Annotated in this window: 18 protein-coding genes and 1 tRNA gene; 5 read left to right on the top strand and 14 right to left on the bottom strand. The window is 76.1% G+C overall.

Translation table 11 applies throughout. The annotated features are described in order from the left end of the window. The first annotated feature begins 161 nt into the window (after positions 1–161). On the top strand, positions 162–1,319 hold the full coding sequence (locus tag BUE37_RS06470) for an epoxide hydrolase family protein (protein WP_073419213.1): 1,158 nt from the start codon (positions 162–164) through the stop codon (positions 1,317–1,319). 144 nt (positions 1,320–1,463) lie between these two features. Here BUE37_RS06470 and BUE37_RS06465 read toward each other — a convergent pair whose 3' ends face one another. Together BUE37_RS06465 and BUE37_RS06460 are read right to left on the bottom strand one after the other, a co-directional pair. Next, a complete protein-coding gene (locus BUE37_RS06465) occupies positions 1,464–2,366 on the bottom strand; it encodes a glycerophosphodiester phosphodiesterase (RefSeq protein WP_073419212.1) in 903 nt (300 codons plus the stop codon). Between the two features lie 65 nt (positions 2,367–2,431). After that, positions 2,432–2,504: transfer RNA gene (locus tag BUE37_RS06460), tRNA-Asn, on the bottom strand. A gap of 140 nt (positions 2,505–2,644) precedes the next feature. Here BUE37_RS06460 and BUE37_RS24150 point away from each other — a divergent pair. After that, positions 2,645–2,968: a hypothetical protein gene (locus BUE37_RS24150; RefSeq protein ID WP_217651137.1), complete on the top strand. Its 324-nt coding sequence runs from the start codon at positions 2,645–2,647 to the stop codon at positions 2,966–2,968. A gap of 28 nt (positions 2,969–2,996) precedes the next feature. On the opposite strand, the gene BUE37_RS06450 is transcribed toward BUE37_RS24150, so the two are convergent. The 7 genes from BUE37_RS06450 to dusB form a co-directional block, all read right to left on the bottom strand. Next, the gene (locus tag BUE37_RS06450; protein ID WP_073419210.1) at positions 2,997–3,578 is read right to left on the bottom strand and encodes a hypothetical protein; all 582 of its coding nucleotides are present in this window, start codon (positions 3,576–3,578) and stop codon (positions 2,997–2,999) included. Then, positions 3,575–6,400: a DNA primase gene (gene dnaG / locus BUE37_RS24390; RefSeq protein WP_073419209.1), complete on the bottom strand. Its 2,826-nt coding sequence runs from the start codon at positions 6,398–6,400 to the stop codon at positions 3,575–3,577. The genes BUE37_RS06450 and dnaG overlap by 4 nt, the downstream gene beginning before the upstream one ends. 94 nt (positions 6,401–6,494) lie before the next feature. Further along, positions 6,495–7,013 (bottom strand): hypothetical protein, encoded by a 519-nt coding sequence (locus tag BUE37_RS06440; RefSeq protein WP_073419208.1) that lies wholly within the window; start codon positions 7,011–7,013, stop codon positions 6,495–6,497. A 16-nt stretch (positions 7,014–7,029) separates the two neighbouring features. Beyond that, complete coding sequence (locus BUE37_RS06435) at positions 7,030–7,656, bottom strand: YdcF family protein (RefSeq protein WP_175562795.1); 627 nt, start codon at positions 7,654–7,656, stop codon at positions 7,030–7,032. A gap of 115 nt (positions 7,657–7,771) precedes the next feature. After that, complete coding sequence (locus BUE37_RS23715) at positions 7,772–8,095, bottom strand: hypothetical protein (protein WP_073419207.1); 324 nt, start codon at positions 8,093–8,095, stop codon at positions 7,772–7,774. A gap of 105 nt (positions 8,096–8,200) precedes the next feature. Then, positions 8,201–8,674, bottom strand: coding sequence for a hypothetical protein (locus tag BUE37_RS23710; protein WP_073419206.1), 474 nt, complete (start codon positions 8,672–8,674; stop codon positions 8,201–8,203). Continuing rightward, positions 8,671–9,825 carry a tRNA dihydrouridine synthase DusB gene (dusB, locus tag BUE37_RS06420; protein ID WP_083628349.1) on the bottom strand — a complete coding sequence of 385 codons (1,155 nt, stop codon included), beginning with the start codon at positions 9,823–9,825 and terminating at the stop codon, positions 8,671–8,673. Before dusB ends, BUE37_RS23710 begins: the two co-directional genes overlap by 4 nt. Positions 9,826–9,960: 135 nt before the next feature. Here dusB and BUE37_RS06415 point away from each other — a divergent pair, with 135 nt between their 5' ends. Next, entirely contained in the window at positions 9,961–11,064 is a 1,104-nt protein-coding gene (locus BUE37_RS06415) for an NAD(P)-dependent alcohol dehydrogenase (protein WP_073419205.1), read from the top strand. Between the two features lie 72 nt (positions 11,065–11,136). Further along, positions 11,137–12,282 (top strand): glycosyltransferase family 9 protein, encoded by a 1,146-nt coding sequence (locus BUE37_RS06410; protein ID WP_139252832.1) that lies wholly within the window; start codon positions 11,137–11,139, stop codon positions 12,280–12,282. On the opposite strand, the gene BUE37_RS06405 is transcribed toward BUE37_RS06410, so the two are convergent. The 4 genes from BUE37_RS06405 to BUE37_RS23705 form a co-directional block, all read right to left on the bottom strand. Then, the gene (locus tag BUE37_RS06405) at positions 12,252–13,652 is read right to left on the bottom strand and encodes a glycine--tRNA ligase (protein ID WP_073419203.1); all 1,401 of its coding nucleotides are present in this window, start codon (positions 13,650–13,652) and stop codon (positions 12,252–12,254) included. The two genes, BUE37_RS06410 and BUE37_RS06405, sit on opposite strands and share 31 nt — an antisense overlap. An 80-nt stretch (positions 13,653–13,732) precedes the next feature. Beyond that, positions 13,733–14,704 (bottom strand): hypothetical protein, encoded by a 972-nt coding sequence (locus tag BUE37_RS24785; protein ID WP_073419202.1) that lies wholly within the window; start codon positions 14,702–14,704, stop codon positions 13,733–13,735. 69 nt (positions 14,705–14,773) lie between these two features. Continuing rightward, positions 14,774–15,052 carry an antibiotic biosynthesis monooxygenase gene (locus BUE37_RS06395; RefSeq protein WP_073419201.1) on the bottom strand — a complete coding sequence of 93 codons (279 nt, stop codon included), beginning with the start codon at positions 15,050–15,052 and terminating at the stop codon, positions 14,774–14,776. Positions 15,053–15,100: 48 nt separating this feature from the next. After that, a complete protein-coding gene (locus BUE37_RS23705) occupies positions 15,101–15,979 on the bottom strand; it encodes a hypothetical protein (RefSeq protein ID WP_175562794.1) in 879 nt (292 codons plus the stop codon). Positions 15,980–16,230: 251 nt separating this feature from the next. On the opposite strand from BUE37_RS23705, the gene BUE37_RS24130 reads away from it, so the two are divergent. Continuing rightward, positions 16,231–18,063, top strand: a complete 1,833-nt coding sequence (locus BUE37_RS24130; RefSeq protein ID WP_073419199.1) for a serine/threonine-protein kinase — start codon at positions 16,231–16,233, stop codon at positions 18,061–18,063. A gap of 79 nt (positions 18,064–18,142) precedes the next feature. Here BUE37_RS24130 and BUE37_RS06380 read toward each other — a convergent pair whose 3' ends face one another. Beyond that, positions 18,143–18,976: a protein kinase domain-containing protein gene (locus BUE37_RS06380; protein WP_073419198.1), complete on the bottom strand. Its 834-nt coding sequence runs from the start codon at positions 18,974–18,976 to the stop codon at positions 18,143–18,145. Positions 18,977–19,031: the final 55 nt, after the last annotated feature.

The raw sequence follows: 19,031 nt of genomic DNA, 5'->3' as shown, positions 1-19,031 counted from the left end.
CGCGTCGGCCGGATCACACCACGGTGCTCGCGGCAGGGGCAACGAGCACGGGCGCCGCGCCGCCGCCCGCCAGGGCCCGCTCGGCAGCACAGCGGACAGGATCTGACCTGCAGGTTCCCCAGGATGGGTGCACCGGCCACCCCGAGACCCAGGGAGCTCCCGTGCAGCCCTTCCAGCTCGACATCTCCGCCGCCGACATCGAGGACCTCCGCGACCGCCTGGCGCGCACCCGCTGGCCCGAGCAGCTGCCCGGCGACACGGGCTGGGCCAAGGGCGTCCCCGTGGCCGAGGCCCGCGCCTGGGCCCGCGACCTGGCCGCGTTCGACTGGCGCGCCCTCCAGGACGAGCTCAACGCGCTGCCGCAGTTCACCACCGAGATCGACGGCGCGACCGTCCATCTCGTGCACGCCCGCTCCGCGCGCGCGGACGCCGTCCCGCTGCTCGTGCTGCACGGCTGGCCGGGCACCGTCGTCGAGCTGGTCGACCTGGTCGAGCCGCTGACCTCCCCGGAGTCCGACGACGACCCGGCCTTCTCCGTCGTCATCCCCTCGCACCCCGGCGTCGGGCTGTCCGGCCGGACCGCCGAGCCGGGCTGGGGCGTCCCGCGCACCGCCCGGGCCTACGCGGAGCTGATGGCCCGGCTGGGCTACGGGTCCTACGTGGTGCAGGGCGGCGACCACGGCGCGGTGCTCGCCCCGCAGGTGGGACGCGTCGACCCCGCCCATGTGCGCGGCGTGCACGTGAACGCCGCGACGGTCGGCTTCATCCCGATGGGAGAGGTCGACGAGGAGACCGCGGCGGGCCTGTCGCCGCTCGAGCAGCGCCGGCTCGCCCGCATCGCCGAGTTCATGACCGACGGCAACGGCTACACCGTCATCCAGGCGACGCGGCCGCAGACGATCGGCTACGGCCTGGAGGACTCCCCCGCCGCCCTGCTGACCTGGATCGTGGAGAAGGTCGAGGCCTGGACGCACGACCCGGCGCGGCTCGGCGACCGGCACTACCGCGACCGCCACCTGGCCGACGTGCTCGTCTACTGGCTGACCCGGACGGCCACCTCCGCCGCCGACGTCGTCTACGCCTCCTACGGCGACCTGTTCGCCGACCCGCTGGCCTTCGCCGACTCCGGGGTGCCGACGGCGGTGCTGGCCTACGCCGAGGACGTCGCCATCCGCCGCTTCGCCGAGCAGGGCAACACCATCGTGCGCTGGACCGACGTCGACGACGGCGGGCACTTCGCCGCACTGGAGCAGCCGGCGAGCCTGGTCGCCGACCTGCGGGCGTTCGTGCGCGGGCTCGGTCCCGTGCGGCGGGACTGACGCCGTCGCCGCCCGGCCGCCGGGGAGGCGATGGGCTCCGTCACCTCCGGGCTCGGCGTCAGCAGCACCGACGCGCTCGCCCTCTCGCCCGCCCCGTCCCCGACGACGCGGGCGCGACCCGGCGCCGCGCAGCTCGTCGTAGCGTCACGCGTCCCCCGGCGAGGACGGCCCTCCCCGTCCCAGCAGGTGCAGCAGCCGCGCGGGCTCGTCGGTGATGACGGCGTCGACGCCCAGCGACAGCACGAAGCGCATGTCCTCCGGCTCGTTCACGACCCAGACGTGCACCTGCGCGCCCGCCCGGTGCAGCCGGGCCACGAGCGCCGGGTGCTGGCGCAGCAGGGCCAGCGAGGGCCCGACGACGCGGCCCGCCAGGTGCGGCCGCCGGGCGGACATCCACGGCCGCACCTGCCCGAAGAGCTGCACGGTGGGCAGGTCCGGCGCCAGCAGCCGGACCCGTCGCAACGCCGTCGGCGAGAAGCTCATGACGCGCACCGCGGCCCGCCCCGACCACTCCAGCGGGCGCCCACCGGTGAGCAGGCCGAACCGCTGCAGGCTGGCCAGCAGCGCCACCTCGACCTGGCCGGAGTGGCGCGTCGGGTGCTTGGTCTCGATCGCCAGCCGCACCCGCCCGGGAGAGGAGGTCGCGTAGTCCAGCAGCCGGTCCAGGGTCAGCACCCGGCCCGCGTCCTCGTCGGCCTCCACGTCGTCGGCCTCCAGGTCGTCGTCCTCCCCGAGCACCGGGGCGGCGACCGGGGCCGCGGCGCGTCGGGCGCCGCGCGGACGGCGGTGCACCACCTGGTACTGCTCGAGCTCGGCCAGGTCCAGTGCCGACACCACGCCCCGGCCGGTCGACGTCCGGTGGATGCGGCGGTCGTGCACGCACACGAGGACGCCGTCGCGGGTCATCCGGACGTCGCACTCGACGGCGTCCGCGCCGAGCGCCACGGCCTGCCGGTACGCCGCGAGGGTGTGCTCCGGCGCGGTCGCGGAGGCGCCGCGGTGGGCCACGACCTCGACCTCGGGACGGTCGGGCGGCTGGGTGCTCACACCGCCTCCGCCGGGACGCCACGACCGCATCGGGCGACGGCAGCGGTGCGCGGCCTGCGGTGGTGCTCCCCCGATTGGACTCGAACCAATAACCCTGCGATTAACAGTCGCATGCTCTGCCAATTGAGCTACGGGGGACGGGCGGGGACGACCCGCGCGCCCGTCGAGAGTACCGCACGCCTCCGGGCGTCCCGCGGAGGCTCCTCCGATCGCGGACGACGGCGTCCGCCCGTAGCGTGATCACCCGGTCCGTGTCCGTCTCGAACCCGGAGGTCCCCGTGGCCAAGTTCTCCTTCCTGCTCGGCTTCGGTGCCGGCTACGTGCTCGGCGCGAGGGCCGGCCGCGAGCGCTACGAGCAGATCGTCGGCCTGTGGTCCGACGCCAAGGACAACCCGCAGCTGCAGGGCCTGGCCGGCATGGCGCAGGCCCGCGCCGACGACGTCGTCAGCTCGGTGAAGTCGAAGATGGGCCGCGACACCGGAGCCGACAGCGACGGCGCGCTCAGCGCCCGCAGCACCGGGACCACGACGATCCCGCCGGCGACGACGACCGAGGCACCCGACCTGACCGCGCTGCCGGCGGACCCGCCGCCCGTCGGCTGAGCCGCACCGCCGGGCGGCCGGGGCGCACTCAGCCCGGCTGCTCGGCGGCCAGCGCCTCCTCGAGCTTCGCCCGCGCGGCCGCCCGCGCCCCCGGGTCGCCGCGGTCGGCGTCGTCGTCGAACACGACCGTCCACTCCCGCGCGGCCTGACCCGGCACGCGGCGGGCCACCAGCAGCACCCCGCCCCCGCCCGGCAGCGGCGAGCGCCGGCTGGCCACCACCGTCTCGTCCACCCGGCGGCGCACCACGGCCGGCAGGTCGCCGGCGTCGGCGAGCGCGTACCGCTCGGCCGCCTCGCGGGCCTGCACCCCGGGCTCGACCTCGGTCAGCGCGGTCACGGTGAACGAGCCGCCACCGTCGTTGGTGGCCGCCCAGCGGGCCGCCCCCACCTCGTGCCAGCGCAGCACGCCGACGTCGCCGGCCTCGCCGAGCGACAGGTCGGCCGGCACGACGCGCAGGCCCCGGCTGGTGGCCACCAGCCAGCCCCGCTCCCGCACCAGCGCGCCCCACGCGAGCACCCGCTCGTCCGGGTCCGGGGACGCCTGGACGACAGCGCGCACCGGCTCCGGCGGGCGGGTGAACCGGCGGCGCAGGTGCGCGGCCAGCCTCACTCGGCCAGCCCGCCGATCGCCCGCTTGCGCAGCGAGATGGCCTTCTGCTCCAGCTCCATGAGCGAGGAGAACAGGCGCATGTACTCGTCGCCCTGCTCGACGGGGTTCATCCGCTGCAGCCGGCCCTTGATGCCCCCGACCTGCCGGTTGGTGTGCATCTCCTCCAGCCGGGCGAGCACCGCCGCCACGTAGCCGGCGTCGGCCTCCCCCACCGACCGCAGCGGCTCCACCGCCAGCGCGGTGAGCTGGGCGCGGGCGGTCTCCCGGTCGCAGTGCGCGGCCACCTCGTCCAGCCACGCCGGCCCGGTGACCGTGGCCGCCGCCGCGCCCCCGGCCTGCGCCACGGCCGCCGCGACCGCGGCGTGGTCGGGATCGGTGAAGGCGTCCACCGGCACCGCGTCGAACGACGGGCCGGCGACCTCGGGCACCTGCAGCGCGGCCTTCAGCGCCTCCCGCTCGACGGCGAGGGCGGCGTCGTCGGGCGTGCGCCGCGGCGTCCGCGGGCGGCGCGGCGGCGCGGTGTCGCCCCCGGTGACCCGGCGCACCCGCTCGAGCACCTCGGCCTCGTCGGTGTCGCCGATCAGCCCGGCCAGGCGCCGCGCGTACGCCGGGCGCAGCGCGTGGTCCTTGACCTGGGCCAGCAGCGGCGCCGTCCGGTCGAGCGCGGCGACCCGCCCCTCGACGGTGTCGAGGTCGTACTCGGCGAGCGTGGTGCGCAGGACGAACTCGATCAGCGGCGTCCGGCGGGCCACCAGGTCGCGGACGGCGGCGTCACCGTGCGCCTGGCGCAGCTCGCAGGGGTCGCGCCCGTCGGGCTCGACGGCCACGAAGGTCTGCGCGACGAAGCGCTGGTCCTCCTTGAACGTCTTCATCGCGGCGGCCTGGCCCGCGGCGTCGCCGTCGAAGGTGTAGACGACCTCCCCGCGGAACTCGTCCTGGTCCATGAGCAGCCGGCGCAGCACGCTGATGTGCTCGGGCCCGAAGGCGGTGCCGCACGAGGCGACGGCGGTGGTCACGCCGGCCAGGTGGCAGGCCATCACGTCGGTGTAGCCCTCGACGACGACGGCCTGGTGCCTCTTGGCGATGTCGCGCTTGGCCCGCTCGATGCCGTAGAGGACGGTGCTCTTCTTGTACAGCGGCGTCTCGGGGGTGTTGAGGTACTTCGGCCCCGGGTCGTCGTCCATGAGCTTGCGGGCGCCGAAGCCGATCACGTCGCCGGTGATGTCGCGGATCGGCCAGACCAGCCGCCGGTGGAAGCGGTCGATGAGCGTGCCGCGCGAGCTCTCCTTCGCCAGGCCCCCGGTGACCAGCTCCTGCTGGCTGTACCCCTTGCCCCGCAGGTGCCGGGTGAGGGCGTCCCAGCCGGCGGGCGCGAAACCGCAGCCGAAGTCGAGCGCCACCTGCCGGTCGAAGCCGCGGTCGGCGAGGAACTGCCGGGCGGGGGCGGCGTCGGGGCTGCGCAGCTGCTCGGCGTAGAAGGCCGCGGCCTCGGTGTTGGCCGCGACCAGCCGGGCACGCTGGCCGGCCTGCGGGCGGTCGGGCGCCCCGGTCGGCCGGCCGCCGTCGTCCTCGTACTTGAGGTCGATGTTGGCGCGCCCCGCCAGCCGCTCGACGGCCTCGGTGAAGCTCAGGTGGTCGATCTGCTGCACGAAGCTGATGACGTCGCCGCCCGCCCCGCAGCCGAAGCAGTTCCCGGTCAGGACGTTGTCCTCGAGCGTGAAGGCGTGCGTGCCGGGCACCTCCGCGCAGTAGACCTCCTCCACGCGGTCGCTCCACTCGACCGACCGGACGACCCAGCGCTTGCGCTCGTCCTTCTTCCGGTTCCCCAGGATCCGCTCGCGGTGGTGTGTGAGGAGGAAGAAGGAGTCGGGCAGGCCCTTCGTCATGAAGCGGACGTTGTAGATGTCGCTCACGACACCGTCGATGCCGAGCCGGGTCTGCTTGGCGACGCCGTAGGTGCCGATGCCGAGGCGCGTGCACAGCGTGCGGACGTACTCGAGGTCGTCGACGCGCGCCGAGCTGAGGATCGCGTCGCCGTCCTCGACCACGCAGCCGTCGGCTGCGAAGTACCCGGCCAGCCACCCGAGCAGGTAGGACGCGTCCTCGTCGAGTGACGGCCGCTCGTCCTTGAAGTAGGCCGGGAGGCCGTAGTAGCGGGTCCCCCGCTCATCGGACCAACTGCGGCACCCCTCGAAGAAGCCGGCGAGCTCGGCGTCCTTCTCGCCGTAGAGGACCGCGATCGAGCCGGCTCCGGAGCGGGTCCCGTCGCCGTAGACCAGACCACGCGCGATGCCGACCGGGGACGGCCGGGTCGCCGGGTTGAGCACCCGGCTCATCGGGAACGACGCCGACAGCTGGTCACCGGGCCGCAGGTCCCTGGTCAGCTTCTCCCGGCGGTCCTGCCGCAGCCTCCCGGACGGGACGAACCAGCGGTGCTCGTCGGTGGCGAAGAGCTCCTTCTCGCGGCCGTTGCGGGACAGGACGACCCGCATGAGCCGTTGCACGCCGTACGAGCGGAACGGGGCCTCCACCCAGCCGCCGTCCCCGTTGAGGACCCGGACCGTCCGTCCTGCCAGCTCGGCGATCGGGACCACGCCGTCCTCGGTGAGGACCCCGGTCTCCCCCGCCAGGCAGTGGAAGAGGTTCCTCGCCGGGGTGACGTGGAACGACGGCGACTTCTCGTCGTGGAACGGGCACAGGCCCTTGAGGCTGCCGCCCCCGGCGCGCTTGAGCTGCAGGTGCTCGCCGACCACCTCGTCGATCCGGCTGCGCTCGCGCACCAGCGCGATGTCCGCTGCCCGGATGCGTCCCCGGCCGGCCATGGGCCCCCTCCGTCGTGCTGCTCGCCGGGACGCCGGCGGGCGTCCCGCACCGATCATCCCCTCCCGCGACGACGGGGCGGTGACCCGTGTGGACTCAGCTGCTCCCCGCCACGGCCCCGCCGGCGACCGCGGCCCCGATCGCCGCGCCGTACGTGCGCCGCTGCAGCACGAGGACCAGCCACAGCAGGAACACCTGGGCGTCGAGGGGCAGGTCCTCGCCGGCGGTGAGCGTCGGCCGCGGTGACCAGCCGCCCGTCGTCCCGCTCTCGGCGACCGTGCGCTCCCCCGCGGTGAACCGGTAGGTGCCCTGCCACCACGAGGCGGGGGCGACGTCGACGACGGCGCCCTCCAGGTCGGCGCGCCAGGTTCCCCGCCACACCGACACCTGCTCGGCGCGCAGCCGGGCGGCGTCCTCCGGCTCGGTCGCCCAGCGGCCGACGAGCGCGCCCCCCTTCCGCCGCTCGAGGACCCACTGCCGGTCCCCCACGACGGCGGCCGAGCCCTCCTTCCAGAAGTCCGTCGACCGTAGCCGGCCGACCGGCTCCCCGTCGCGCAGGACGGGCACCTCACCCCGCTCCGCGCCGGCGGTCCCGGCCCTCCCCAGCTCCAGCACGCTGCCTCCCGCGGTGTCAGCCGATGCCCGGCGCCCCGGCGACGCTCTCCCCGGTCACGCGGTAGAGCAGGTAGGCGGCGGTCTCCCTGAGGATGTACCGGAACTGAGTGCCGCGCGTCTGCACGGCCGGCCCCTGGCGGGTGGGCGAGCTCTCCGCGGTCATGCCGGCGTCCTCGGCCATCCGCTCCGCGCGCATCGCGTGCCACGGGTCGGTGACCAGGACCGCGCTGGACCACCCGCGCTCCGCGAACGCCGCGCCGACCGCGCGCATGCTCTCCAGCGTGTCCACGCCCTCGGGCACCGCGAGCAGCGCGTCCTCCGGGACGCCGGCGGCCCGCAGGTAGTCGCGGCCGGCCTCGGCCTCGGTGAACTGGTCGCCGGCCGCCTTGCCGCCCACGGTGACGACGACGGGCGCGACGCCGTCCTCCCACAGCGACAGCGCGTGCTCCAGGCGCGCCTCGAAGATCGACGAGGGGACGCCGTTGTACTGCGCCGACCCCAGCACCACGATCGCGTCCGACGCCGGCCGCGCGTCCTGCCGGGCGGTCCACCAGATGGCCACCGCCGTCGACACGACCAGGAGCAGGCCGGCCAGGACGGCCGCGGCGAACACCCGCGTCACCAGCGCCCCGACCCGTGTCACCGGTCGAGGATGACACGGGCCGCGCGACGCCCGTGGCAGCCGGGACAGGCGTGGCGCGGGCTCCGCGGGCGCCCGGGAGCCGCGGCGGCCGGACGCTGTCCCGTCCGCGGGGAGATCAGCCGACCAGCAGGAACCCGATCACGGCGAACAGCACGGTCAGGACGACGACGAGGGTGCCGACGTAGAGGCCGGTCCGGTTCACCGGCGACGGCGGCGGCGGGACGTAGTGCGGGAAGCCGGTGGCCGGCGCGGCGTGCCGGGCGGCGGCCTGCTGCGGCGTGGGCGCGTACTGCGGCTGCGGCGGCAGCTGCACCTGGCCCGGGTACACGACCTGGGTGGCCGCGGCCGGGGCCGGGACGGCGGGGGGCGCGTACGGGGCCGCCGGCGCCTGCGGGGCGGCGGGCGCGTACGGCGCGGGCGGCGGATACGGCTGCGACAACGGGGGTTCCTCTCGAGCGGGCCCGGGCGGTCTCCCCCGGCCGGGCGGCGCACATCGTGGCAGCCCCGGGGCGGGCCCGGAAGGGATCCCGGCGCGGCTCGGAGGTCAGTCGCCGGACGTGGTCCCGCAGACCCGCGGGCCGTCCTCCAGCACCACCAGGAGCGTGCTCTCGCTGCCGTCGTCCCAGCGCACGCCGACCTGCCGGGCGTCCTTGCCGTCGAGCTCGCCGGGCTCGACGCCGGTGACCTCGCCGCCGCTCCCGGCGCCGCCGGCCGGGGCGTAGGCGACGGCCAGCTCCTCGGCGGTGCGGCCCTCGGCGTCGGCGCGGTCGCGCTCGGCCTCGCAGAGCAGGTCGCCGGCGGTCTCGGTGTCGCCGGCGGCGAGGGCGGCGGTGAAGACGCCGACCGCCTCGCGCGCCTGCTCGTCCCCCGACCCCTTGACCAGCGGCAGCGCGACGACCATGCCGACGCCGACGGCGAGGGTGGCGCCGAAGACGGCGAGGATGAGCCCGTTGCGGCGGCGCGGGGTGCCGGTGTGCAGCGCCTCGGGGCCCTCGTCGTAGAGGTACGGGCCGGTCATCCGCCGCTCGTCTCCAGTTCCGCGCCGGCGGGCGGCCGCGGGTCGTCGCGGTCGTCGAGCCAGCCCTCGGGCAGCGCCACCGGGCGGGGGCTGCTGGTGCGCCCGCGGGGGCCGCCGAGCACCGCCGTCGGGTAGGGCTGGTCCTCGATGCGGGCGAGCAGGCCGGCGAGCTCGTCGAGCGAGCTCACCATCGCCAGGGCGCGGCGGACGTCGGAGCCGACCGAGAAGCCCTTGAGGTACCAGGCCACGTGCTTGCGGAAGTCGGTGCAGCCGTGCAGCTCGCCCTGCTCGGCCGACAGCAGCTCGGCGTGCCGGTACATCACCCCGGCGACCTCGCGCAGCGTCGGCAGCGCCCGCCGGGACCCGCCGGCGAAGGCGGCGGCGAGGTCGCCGAACAGCCACGGCCGGCCCAGGCAGCCGCGGCCGATGACGACGCCCGCGCAGCCGGTCTCGGCGACCATCCGCAGCGCGTCGTCGGCCTCCCAGACGTCGCCGTTGCCGAGCACCGGGATGTCGACGGTCTCCACCAGCCGGGCGATCGGCGCCCAGTCGGCGGTGCCGCTGTAGAGCTGGTCGGCGGTGCGCCCGTGCAGGGTGATCGCCGCGGCGCCCTCGTCCTGGGCGATCCGGCCGGCGTCGAGGTAGGTGACGTGGTCGGCGTCGATGCCGATGCGGGTCTTGACCGTGACGGGCACGTCGCGGGCGGCGCGGACGGCGGCGCGCACGATGTCGCGGAACAGCACCCGCCGCCACGGCAGCGCCGAGCCGCCGCCCTTGCGGGTCACCTTGGGCACCGGGCAGCCGAAGTTGAGGTCGACGTGCGCCGGGCGGGTGCCGGCCACCTCCTCGTCGACGAGCATCTCGACCGCGCGCCCGACGGTGGCCGGGTCGACGCCGTAGAGCTGCACGGAGAAGCCGGCCGCCGCCTCCTCGGGCGTGGCCCGGATCATCCGCAGCGTCTTCTCGTTGCGCTCCACGAGCGCCCGCGTGGTGATCATCTCGCACACGTAGAGGCCGGCGCCGAACTCGCGGCACAGCGTGCGGAACGCGGGGTTGGTGATGCCGGCCATCGGCGCGAGCACGACGGCGGGGTCGACGGTCAGCGGCCCCAGCCGCAGCGGGGCGACCGCCGGCGCCAGGGTGCTCGTCACGCCGTCCAGGGTAGGTGGCGGCGCCCGGTGGCCGGGGTCACCCGGGCGGGCCTCGCCGCACCGGAGCCGCCGCCACGCGTGCGGGCGGCCGTGCTGGGCACTGCCGGGGGACCACCCCGACCGCCAGGAGGACTCATGAGGATCACCGCCGCCGTCGTCGAGGAGCTGCACGGCCCGTTCGTCGTCCGGGAGGTCGAGATCGACGAGCCCGGTCCCGGCGACGTGCTCGTCGAGGTGGCCGGCACCGGCTTCTGCCACACCGACGGCATCGCGCGCGACGGCGACCTGCCCTTCCCGCTGCCCGGGGTGCTCGGCCACGAGGGCGCCGGCACCGTCGTCGCGGTCGGCGAGGGGGTGACCGGCGTGCGGGAGGGGCAGGCCGTCGTCCTGGGCTGGCCGTCCTGCGGCGCGTGCCGCAACTGCCAGGCCGGTCAGCCGCGCTACTGCCTGCGGATGGGCGAGCTCGTCGGCGGCGGGCACCGCCTCGACGGCGCCTCCGCCCTGCGCACGACGGACGGCGCCCCGCTGTCGAGCCACTTCTTCGGGCAGTCGTCGTTCGCGACGCACGCGATGACCACCGCGTCCTCGCTCGTGCCGGTGCCCGAGGGCCTGCCGGTCGAGATCGCCGGGCCGCTCGCCTGCGGCCTGGCCACCGGCGCGGGCGCGGTGCTCAACACCGTCCGCCCGGAGCCCGGCACGTCGATCGTCGTGTACGGCGTCGGGACGGTGGGGCTGGCCGCGGTCATGGCGGCCCGCAACTCGGCCGCCACGACGATCATCGCCGTCGACCGGCACGCCTCCCGGCTGCGGCTGGCGAGCGAGCTCGGGGCCACGCACACCGTCGACGCCACCGACACCGACGCCGTGCAGGCGGTCACCGACATCTGCGGCGGGCCGGCCGACGCCGCGCTGGAGTGCACCGGCGTGCTGCCGGTCGTCCGGCAGGCCATCGACTCGGTCGGCATGCTCGGCACCGCCGTCCTCATCGGCGGCGCGCCCGCGGGCGCGGAGTTCACCGCCGACCACCTGACGACGCTGTGGGGCAAGACGATCCGCGGGACGCTCGGCGGCAGCGGCCACGGCCAGGCGCTGATCGCCGCGCTCATGGACCTGCACCTCCAGGGCCGCTTCCCCTTCGACCGGCTCGTCGAGTCCTTCGCGCTCGAGCGCATCGAGGACGCCGCCGAGGCCTCCTACAGCGGCGAGGTGGTCAAGCCGGTCATCCGCATGGGCGGCTGAGGAGCGGCTCAGGTTCGGGGGACGGCGCGTCCGGGCAGGGGGGCGTCCCCCACACGGTCCAGGAGGGTGCTCGTGCGCAGGTCGTCCCCCGCCCCGCCGGCGGCCGGCGGTGCGCCGGTCCCCGGCGTCACGAGGATCGCGGTGCTGCGCGCCAACTTCCTCGGCGACCTGGTGCTCACGCTGCCGGCGCTCGAGGCGCTGCGGGCGGCCTATCCGGACGCGGAGGTCACCTACCTGGGCGCGCCGTGGCACCCGGGCCTGCTGGAGGGTCGGCCGGGGCCGTGGGACCGCGTGGTCGTCGTCCCGCCGTGGCCGGGCGTGCGCGACGAGCCGGGCGCCGACCGCGGGAGCCTCGCCGTCCGCCGCTTCCTCGCCGAGCAGCGCGCGGAGGGCTACGACCTCGCGCTGCAGCTGCACGGCGGGGGCGGCAACTCCAACCCGCTGGTCGCCGCGCTCGGCGCCCGGGTGACCGCCGGCGCCCGCGACACCGGCGCCCCGCCGCTGGACCGCTGGCTGCCCTACGCGCACGACCAGCACGAGGTGCTGCGCTGCCTGGACGTGGTGGGCCTGGTCGGCGCCGCGCCGGTCACCCTGGAGCCGCGGCTGGCGCTCACCCCGGGCGACGCTGCCGCGGCCGCCGCCGTGCTGCCGGCCGGGCCCGCGCCGCTGGTGGTTCTGCACGCCGGCGCCCAGGACCCGCGCCGCCGCTGGCCGCCCGGCTGCTTCGCCGCCCTCGCCGACGCGCTCACCGACGCCGGCGCGCGCGTCGTCCTCGTCGGTTCCGGCGACGACGACCGGCGGGCGGCCGACGCGATCCGCGCGGCGTCGTCGGCCCCGCTGCTCGACCTCGTCGGCGCCCTCTCGCTGCCGGCGCTCGCGGGCGTGCTGGCCCGCTGCCGGCTCGTGGTGGCCAACGACTCCGGCCCGAGGCACCTCGCCGCGGCGGTGGGGACCGCGACCGTGGGCGTGTTCCTCGAGCGGAACCTGCTCAACGCCGGCCCGCTCACCCGGGCCCGGCACCGGGTCGCCGTCTCGGCCCGCACCGACTGCCCGGTCTGCGGCACCGACCAGCGCGTCACCCGCTGCGGGCACGACCGGTCACTGGTGGCCGGCGTGTCCCTGGAGACGGTGCGGGCCGCCGCCCTCGATCTCCTCGAGGACGACGGCCCGGCGGTGTCCGGCCCGGTTCAGCAGCCGGGCAGGCGGGCGGCCAGGTAGGACTCCACCTGCGCCAGCCCGATCCGCTCCTGGCTCATCGAGTCGCGCTCGCGCACCGTCACCGCGTCGTCGGTGAGGGTGTCGAAGTCGACGGTGAGGCAGAACGGCGTGCCGATCTCGTCCTGGCGGCGGTAGCGGCGGCCGATCGCGCCGGCGTCGTCGAAGTCGACGTTCCAGTTGCGGCGCAGCGTGGCGGCCAGGTCCCGGGCCTTGGGCGAGAGGTCGGCGTTGCGCGACAGCGGCAGCACGGCGGCCTTCACCGGCGACAGGCGCGGGTCGAGCTTGAGCACCGTGCGGGTGTCGACGCCGCCCTTGGCGTTGGGCGCCTCGTCCTCGGTGTAGGCCTCGACGAGGAACGCCATGAGCGACCGGGTGAGCCCGGCCGCCGGCTCGATGACGTACGGCGTCCAGCGGGTGTTGCTCGCCTGGTCGAAGTAGGACAGGTCCACGCCCGAGTGCTGCGAGTGGGTGGACAGGTCGAAGTCGGTGCGGTTGGCGATGCCCTCGAGCTCGCCCCACTCCGAACCCTGGAAGCCGAAGCGGTACTCGATGTCGACGGTGCGCTTGGAGTAGTGGCTGAGCTTCTCCTGCGGGTGCTCGAAGTGCCGCAGGTTGTCCGGCGCGATACCGAGGTCGGTGTACCAGCGGGTCCGCTCGTCGATCCAGTACTGGTGCCACTCCTCGTCGCTGCCCGGCTCGACGAAGAACTCCATCTCCATCTGCTCGAACTCGCGGGTGCGGAAGATGAAGTTGCCCGGCGTGATCTCGTTGCGGAACGACTTGCCGATCTGGCCGATGCCGAACGGCGGCTTCTTGCGCGCGGCGCCCATGACGTTGGCGAAGTTCACGAAGATGCCCTGCGCGGTCTCCGGGCGCAGGTAGTGCAGCCCCGACTCGTCCTCGACCGGGCCGAGGTACGTCTTCAGCATCATGTTGAAGTCGCGCGGCTCGGTCCACTGGCCGGTGACGCCGCAGTTCGGGCAGGTGATCTCGGCCAGGCCGTTCTCCGGCAGCCGGCCCTTCTTCTCCTCGAAGGCCTCCTCGAGGTGGTCGGCCCGGAACCGCTTGTGGCAGTTCTGGCACTCGGTCAGCGGGTCGGTGAAGACGCCGACGTGACCGGAGGCCACCCAGGTCTGGCGCGGCAGGATCACCGAGGAGTCCAGGCCGACGATGTCGTCGCGGCTCTGCACGACGGTGCGCCACCACTGGCGCTTGATGTTCTCCTTGAGCTCGACGCCCAGGGGCCCGTAGTCCCAGGCGGAGCGGGTGCCGCCGTAGATCTCGCCGGAGGGGAAGACGAACCCCCGGCGCTTGCAGAGGTTGACCACCTTGTCGAGGCGGGCGGGGTCGTGTGTGGTGCTGGCGCTCACGGGCGGGGTGCTCCATCCGGCTGGCGGTCGGCGGTCGACCCGCCAACGGTAGTCGCCGCCGGTCGCCCGCCCGCCGCCGGTCAGGGCCGGGTGTACCCGCAGACGGTCGGGCCGCCCTCGTCGGCGACGGTGACCACGAACGTGGTCTGGCTGCCGGTGTCGAGGGTGACGTCGAAGGTGACCTCGTCGACATCGCCGGCGGGCGCCGCGTCGGTCGCGGTGCCCTCGGTGATCTGGCCGCCGAGGAACGCGTCGAAGTCGGCGAGCAGGGCGTCCGCGTCGGCGAACTGGGCCCGCCCGTCGCCGCACAGGCCCTCGTAGGCGGCCGCGCCGTCGCGGTCGACGACCGACTGCACCCACGACGCCGCGAACTCCGGGCTGGCGGGGACGTTGAGCTCCCCTCCCCCGGTGCCGCCCCCTCCGGGCGTGGGGGTGGACGCCCCGCCGCCGAAGCCGCCCTCGTCGCCCGGCTCCGCCGACGACGACGGGGCAGACGACGAGCCCGGGGACGACGAGGACGACGGGGACGAGGACGCGGTCGACGACGGCGCGGCGACCGGCGCCTCGTCGTCGCGGCCGAGCAGGAGGAACAGCAGGACACCGCCGCCGACGAGCAGGACGGCGAGGGTGGCCAGCGCGGCGATCAGCGGGCCGCGGCCGCGCTTCCGCGGCGGCGGCGCCGGGTAGCCGTACCCGCCCTGCCCGGGCGCCCCGTACCCCGGCTGGCCGGGGCCGCCCCAGGGCGGCTGCTGCCCGTACCCGGGCCCGCCGTACGGCGGCTGCTGCGGGGGCTGCTGGCCGTAGGGCGACTGCTGCCCGTAGGGCGGCTGCCCGTACGGCGGCTGCTGCCCGTACGGCGGCGGCTGCTGCGGTACCGGGCCGCCGAGGCGCAGGGTGGGGTCGCGCTGGTCGGGCGGGCCGCCGGCGAGCCGGTCGGTGGGCTGGTCCGGCGGCACCGGCGGCACCGGCGGGCGGCCCGCGGGCGGCGGCGGGGGGAGGCGCACCTCGCGGGTGCGGTCCGGCGGTGTCCCGTCCTGCGGCGGCTGGGTCATCGCGCCCGTCCTCCCTGCTGGTGCTGTCCGACGCAGGCTACGCACCCGGACGCGGGCGGGCGCGGCGGTTCACCCGGGCGGCAGGAAGGCGCCGGGCTCGTCGACGGCGTGCACCCAGACCGGCGCCCCGGCGATCTTCACCTCGGCGGCCGACAGCGCGCGGCGGTAGGAGCCGACGCCGTCCCAGCGGGTCACCAGCGCCCAGAGGCCCGGGTCGTCGGCGCAGCGGCCGGCCTCGCCACCGAGCCAGCCGGGCCGGGCCGCCAGGGCGGCGAGCAGCCGGTCGAGGTCGGCGGGCAGGCCGGCCGCCGCCTCCGGGGACACCCGCAACCGGGTCACCGCGAACACCGGCCCATCGTGCCCGGGCCGGTGTCCGCGGTGCCGGTCGGGAGCGGGTCAGTAGAAGTCGCAGACCGTCAGGGTCTGGTCCACCCACAGCTCGACGACCTGGGTGCCGCCGCTCTCCAGCGTCAGCTCGAAGGTGGCGACGTCGACGGCGTTGGCGGCGTCGTGCTCGAGGGCGACCAGGGTGCCCGCGGTGATGCCCTCGCCGCCGAGGGTCTGCGTGTAGAAGTAGTAGGTCAGGTACTCGTCGGGGGTGTAGTCGGTGCCCGCCGAGCCGGCGATCGCCGCGGCCTGCAGCGTCGAGCAGGACAGGTCGAAGACCGTGGCGGTGTCGAGGTCGTAGACGGCCTGCACCCAGGCCAGCGCGACGTCGCCGGAGCCGGGGATCTCGCTGGTGTCGGCGCCCCCGCCGGTCTGCTCGGTCATGCCGCCGCCGGAGCCGGTGCCGGAACCGCTGCCGGACCCGGTCCCCGAGCCGCTGCCGGAGCCGCCGCCGGAGCCGCCGCCGCCCGGGGAGCCGGCCCCGCCGGGGACCTCCACCGGACCGCCCATCTCCATGCCGGAGCCGCCCTCGGACCCCGAGCCGCTCTCGGACCCGCTCTCCGGCGCGCTCTCGGACGCCGGCGCGCTCGTGGTGGCCGACGCGGCCTGCGTCCCGTCGTCGTCGCGGCCGAGCAGGAGGAACAGCAGGACGCCGACGCCGGCCGCCACCACGACGACGGCCGTGATGACCCACGGCAGCACGCTGTTCCTCCGCGGCGGCTGCCCGTACCCGCCGGGGCCGCCCGGGCCGGGGCCGTACTGCCCGGGGGCGCCGTACGGGCCGGGCGCTCCGTACTGCCCGGGGGCGCCGTACTGGCCGGGTGCGCCGTACTGGCCGGGCGGCGCGGAGGGGGCGGGGGCGCCGTAGGGGCCGGGGGGCTGGGACATCGTGGGGTTCCGTTCCGGGAGGGAGCGGGCCCGAGGGCCCGGGGAGCGGGAGCAAGCTAGTGACGACCCGGCGTCCCGGCCACGGGTTCGCGCGCGCCTCGGGTCACGTCCCGGTCACGGATCGGAGCGGACACCTCCCCGCGGCGTCGGCGCTGGTCGGGTCCGGTCGGCGTCCCTACACTCCGCCGACGACCCGCACGCGCCGCCCGGGACCCGTGGGCGCCGGCGCAGCGGCACACGGAGGACGACCGGTGGAGTTGCAACAGTTCGGCCCGTATCGCATCGAGTCGCTGCTCGGCCGCGGCGGGATGGGCGAGGTCTACCGCGCCTTCGACACCGAGCACGACCGCACGGTCGCGCTCAAGGTGCTCAGCGAGCACCTGGCCGCCGACAGCGGCTACCGCGAGCGGTTCCGGCGCGAGGCGCACCTGGCCGCCCGCCTGAACGAGCCGCACATCGTGCCGATCCACCGCTACGGTGAGATCGACGGGCGGCTGTTCCTCGACATGCGCCTGGTGCCCGGCCGCGACGTCGCCGCCGCGCTGGCCGAGGACGGGCCGATGAGCCCCGAGCGCGCCGTGTCGATCGTCGGCCAGACCGCCCGGGCGCTCGACGCCGCGCACGCCGACGGCCTGGTGCACCGCGACGTCAAGCCGTCCAACGTGCTGCTCAGCGGCAGCGCCGACGACGAGTTCGTCTACCTCGTCGACTTCGGCATCGCGCGCTCCACCAGCGACGGGCAGGGCCCGGCGCTCACGCAGACCGGCGCGGCGCTCGGGTCGTTCGACTACATGGCGCCCGAGCGGTTCCTCGAGAAGCCGATCGACCGGCGGGTCGACGTCTACGCGCTGGCGTGCGTGCTCTTCGAGTGCCTCACCGGCCGCCGCCCCTTCACCGGCGACGGCCTGGCCACGCTCATGTACGCGCACCTGAACACGACGCCGGTCGCGCCCTCGCAGTTGCGCCCCGACCTGCCCCGCGCGCTCGACGACGTCGTGCAGAAGGGCCTGGCCAAGGAGCCCGACGAGCGGTACGCGACCTGCGGCGAGCTCGCCGCGGCCGCACGGGCCGCGCTGACCTCGGCCGGCGTCACCCCGCGCGCCGAGGCCGCGCCGCCGACGTCGGTGTCCCCGCTGTTCCGGCCGCAGACGGTCGGCTTCTCCAACCCCGGCCCGCCCGGCGGCTACGGCCCGCCGTCGAACCCGGGCGGGTACGGCCCGCCGTCGAGTCCCGGCGTGCCCGCGGCCTACGGCCCGCCGTCCCAGCCCGGGCCCCCCGGCTACCGGCCGCCGTCGCACCCCGGCGCGCCCGGGTACGGGCCGCCGTCGAACCCCGGCCCGCCGGCCGGCTTCGTGGCGCCCCCGCCCGGTGGCTTCCGCCCGCCGACGGGACCGGTCCCCCCGCACGGCGGCGGCGCGACGCCGTCGGGCCAGAAGCAGCCCAACCGCATCCCGCTGGTGCTGGCCGGCCTGGCGGTGCTGCTGGTCCTGGTGGTCGTGGGCGTGATCGCGCTGACCAGCGGCTCCGGAGGTGGCGGCGACGTCGCCGACGACTCGTCGTCCTCGTCCTCCTCCTCGTCGTCGTCCGGCGACACGGGCGGCGGCTCGACCGGGGACCCCGCCTCCCCCGAGGAGCAGCTGCGCGCCGCCCTGCCGGCCGGCTTCGACGCGGCGTCGTGCACCACCGAGCCGCTGGTGGGCGACGGCGACCTCGCCGCGCTCCGATGCGGCCCGGCTACCTCCCAGCCCGGACCGCAGGTCGCCTTCTTCTACCTGTACGAGGACGCGGCCGCCGTCGACGCGGTCTTCCTGTCCGACGTCGCCGACGTCGGCCTCGCACCGCTGACCGGCGAGAACGGCTGCCCCGGCACCCAGGGCCACCAGCCCTACCGCGACGGCGACGGCCAGCAGGCCGGCCGCGTCGCCTGCTGGGTGGACACCGAGGGCGACGCGAACGTGGCCTGGACGCAGGACGACGTCGGCGGCGAGGCCGTGGTGTCCATCCCCGGCGGCGGCGAGACCGGGCTGGCCGACCTGTACGCCTGGTGGCGGATGGGCGAGCAGAGCGACTTCCAGACGCCCTGACGGACGCCCCGCGGCCCCGCACGACGACGGGCCCCGCTCCTCCGGCCGGAGGAGCGGGGCCCGTCGTCGTGCGGGGCGGTCAGGCGGTGGCGGTCGCGGCCAGCCGGTCGAGGCGCTCGGCCACCTGCAGCGCGGTGACCGGCCGCTGCCCGACCGGGGCGAGGCAGGCCGACACCAGGGCGGCCTCGTCGTCGGTCAGGCCGGGGCTGATCGCCGGCTCGGCGCTCATCACCCGGCGGATGGCCAGCAGCGGCTCGCCGTCGGGCAGCTCGCCGTACAGGCCGGTGCCGGTGAGCGCCCGGTTCAGCGTGGCGCCGAGCGCGAAGACCTCCGTGGCGCGGGAGGGCCGGTCGCCGCGCAGCAGCGCCGGGTCGAGGTACTCGACCGAGGCGGCGCTGGCCATGCCGGTGAGCGTGACGCCGGGTGCCAGGTAGCGGGCCAGGCCCAGGTCGGAGAGCTTGCCGCCGTCCTCGGTGAGCAGGATGTTGGCCGGCTTGATGTCGCCGTGGGTGAGGCCGGCCTCGTGCAGCGCGTGCGCGGCGTGCGCGGCGTGCGCCACCGCGCGCAGCACCTCGCCGCGGCTGAGCGGCCGGGCCGGGGCGGCGAGGCTGCCGAGCGGGCAGTACTCCATCGCGTACAGGAAGCTGTCCTGCAGGACGGCGTCGTACACCTTGACCAGGTAGGGCGAGGCCACCTGGGCGAAGGCCCGCAGCTCGCGGACACCCCGCTCGTAGGCCTGCTCGCTGTGCGTCCCCGTGAAGACCTTCACCGCCACGTACTCGTCGGGCAGGCCGAGCCGCGCCGGCGGCCGCGCGAGGTAGAAGCGGCCGTTGTTGCCCTCCCCGAGCACCCGGACCACCTGGTAGTCCGCGATGGTGGCGGGCGCCGCGCCCACCAGGCCGACGGCATCCATCCTGAGTCCTCCTGAAGCTGCTGTTCCCCCCGGGGCGGCCCGGGACGCCGCCGGT

Origin of the sequence: Geodermatophilus nigrescens (assembly GCF_900129495.1) — a bacterium.
Taxonomy (GTDB): Bacteria; Actinomycetota; Actinomycetes; order Mycobacteriales; family Geodermatophilaceae; genus Geodermatophilus; species Geodermatophilus nigrescens.
This window is presented reverse-complemented; position numbering and strand designations above follow the sequence as displayed.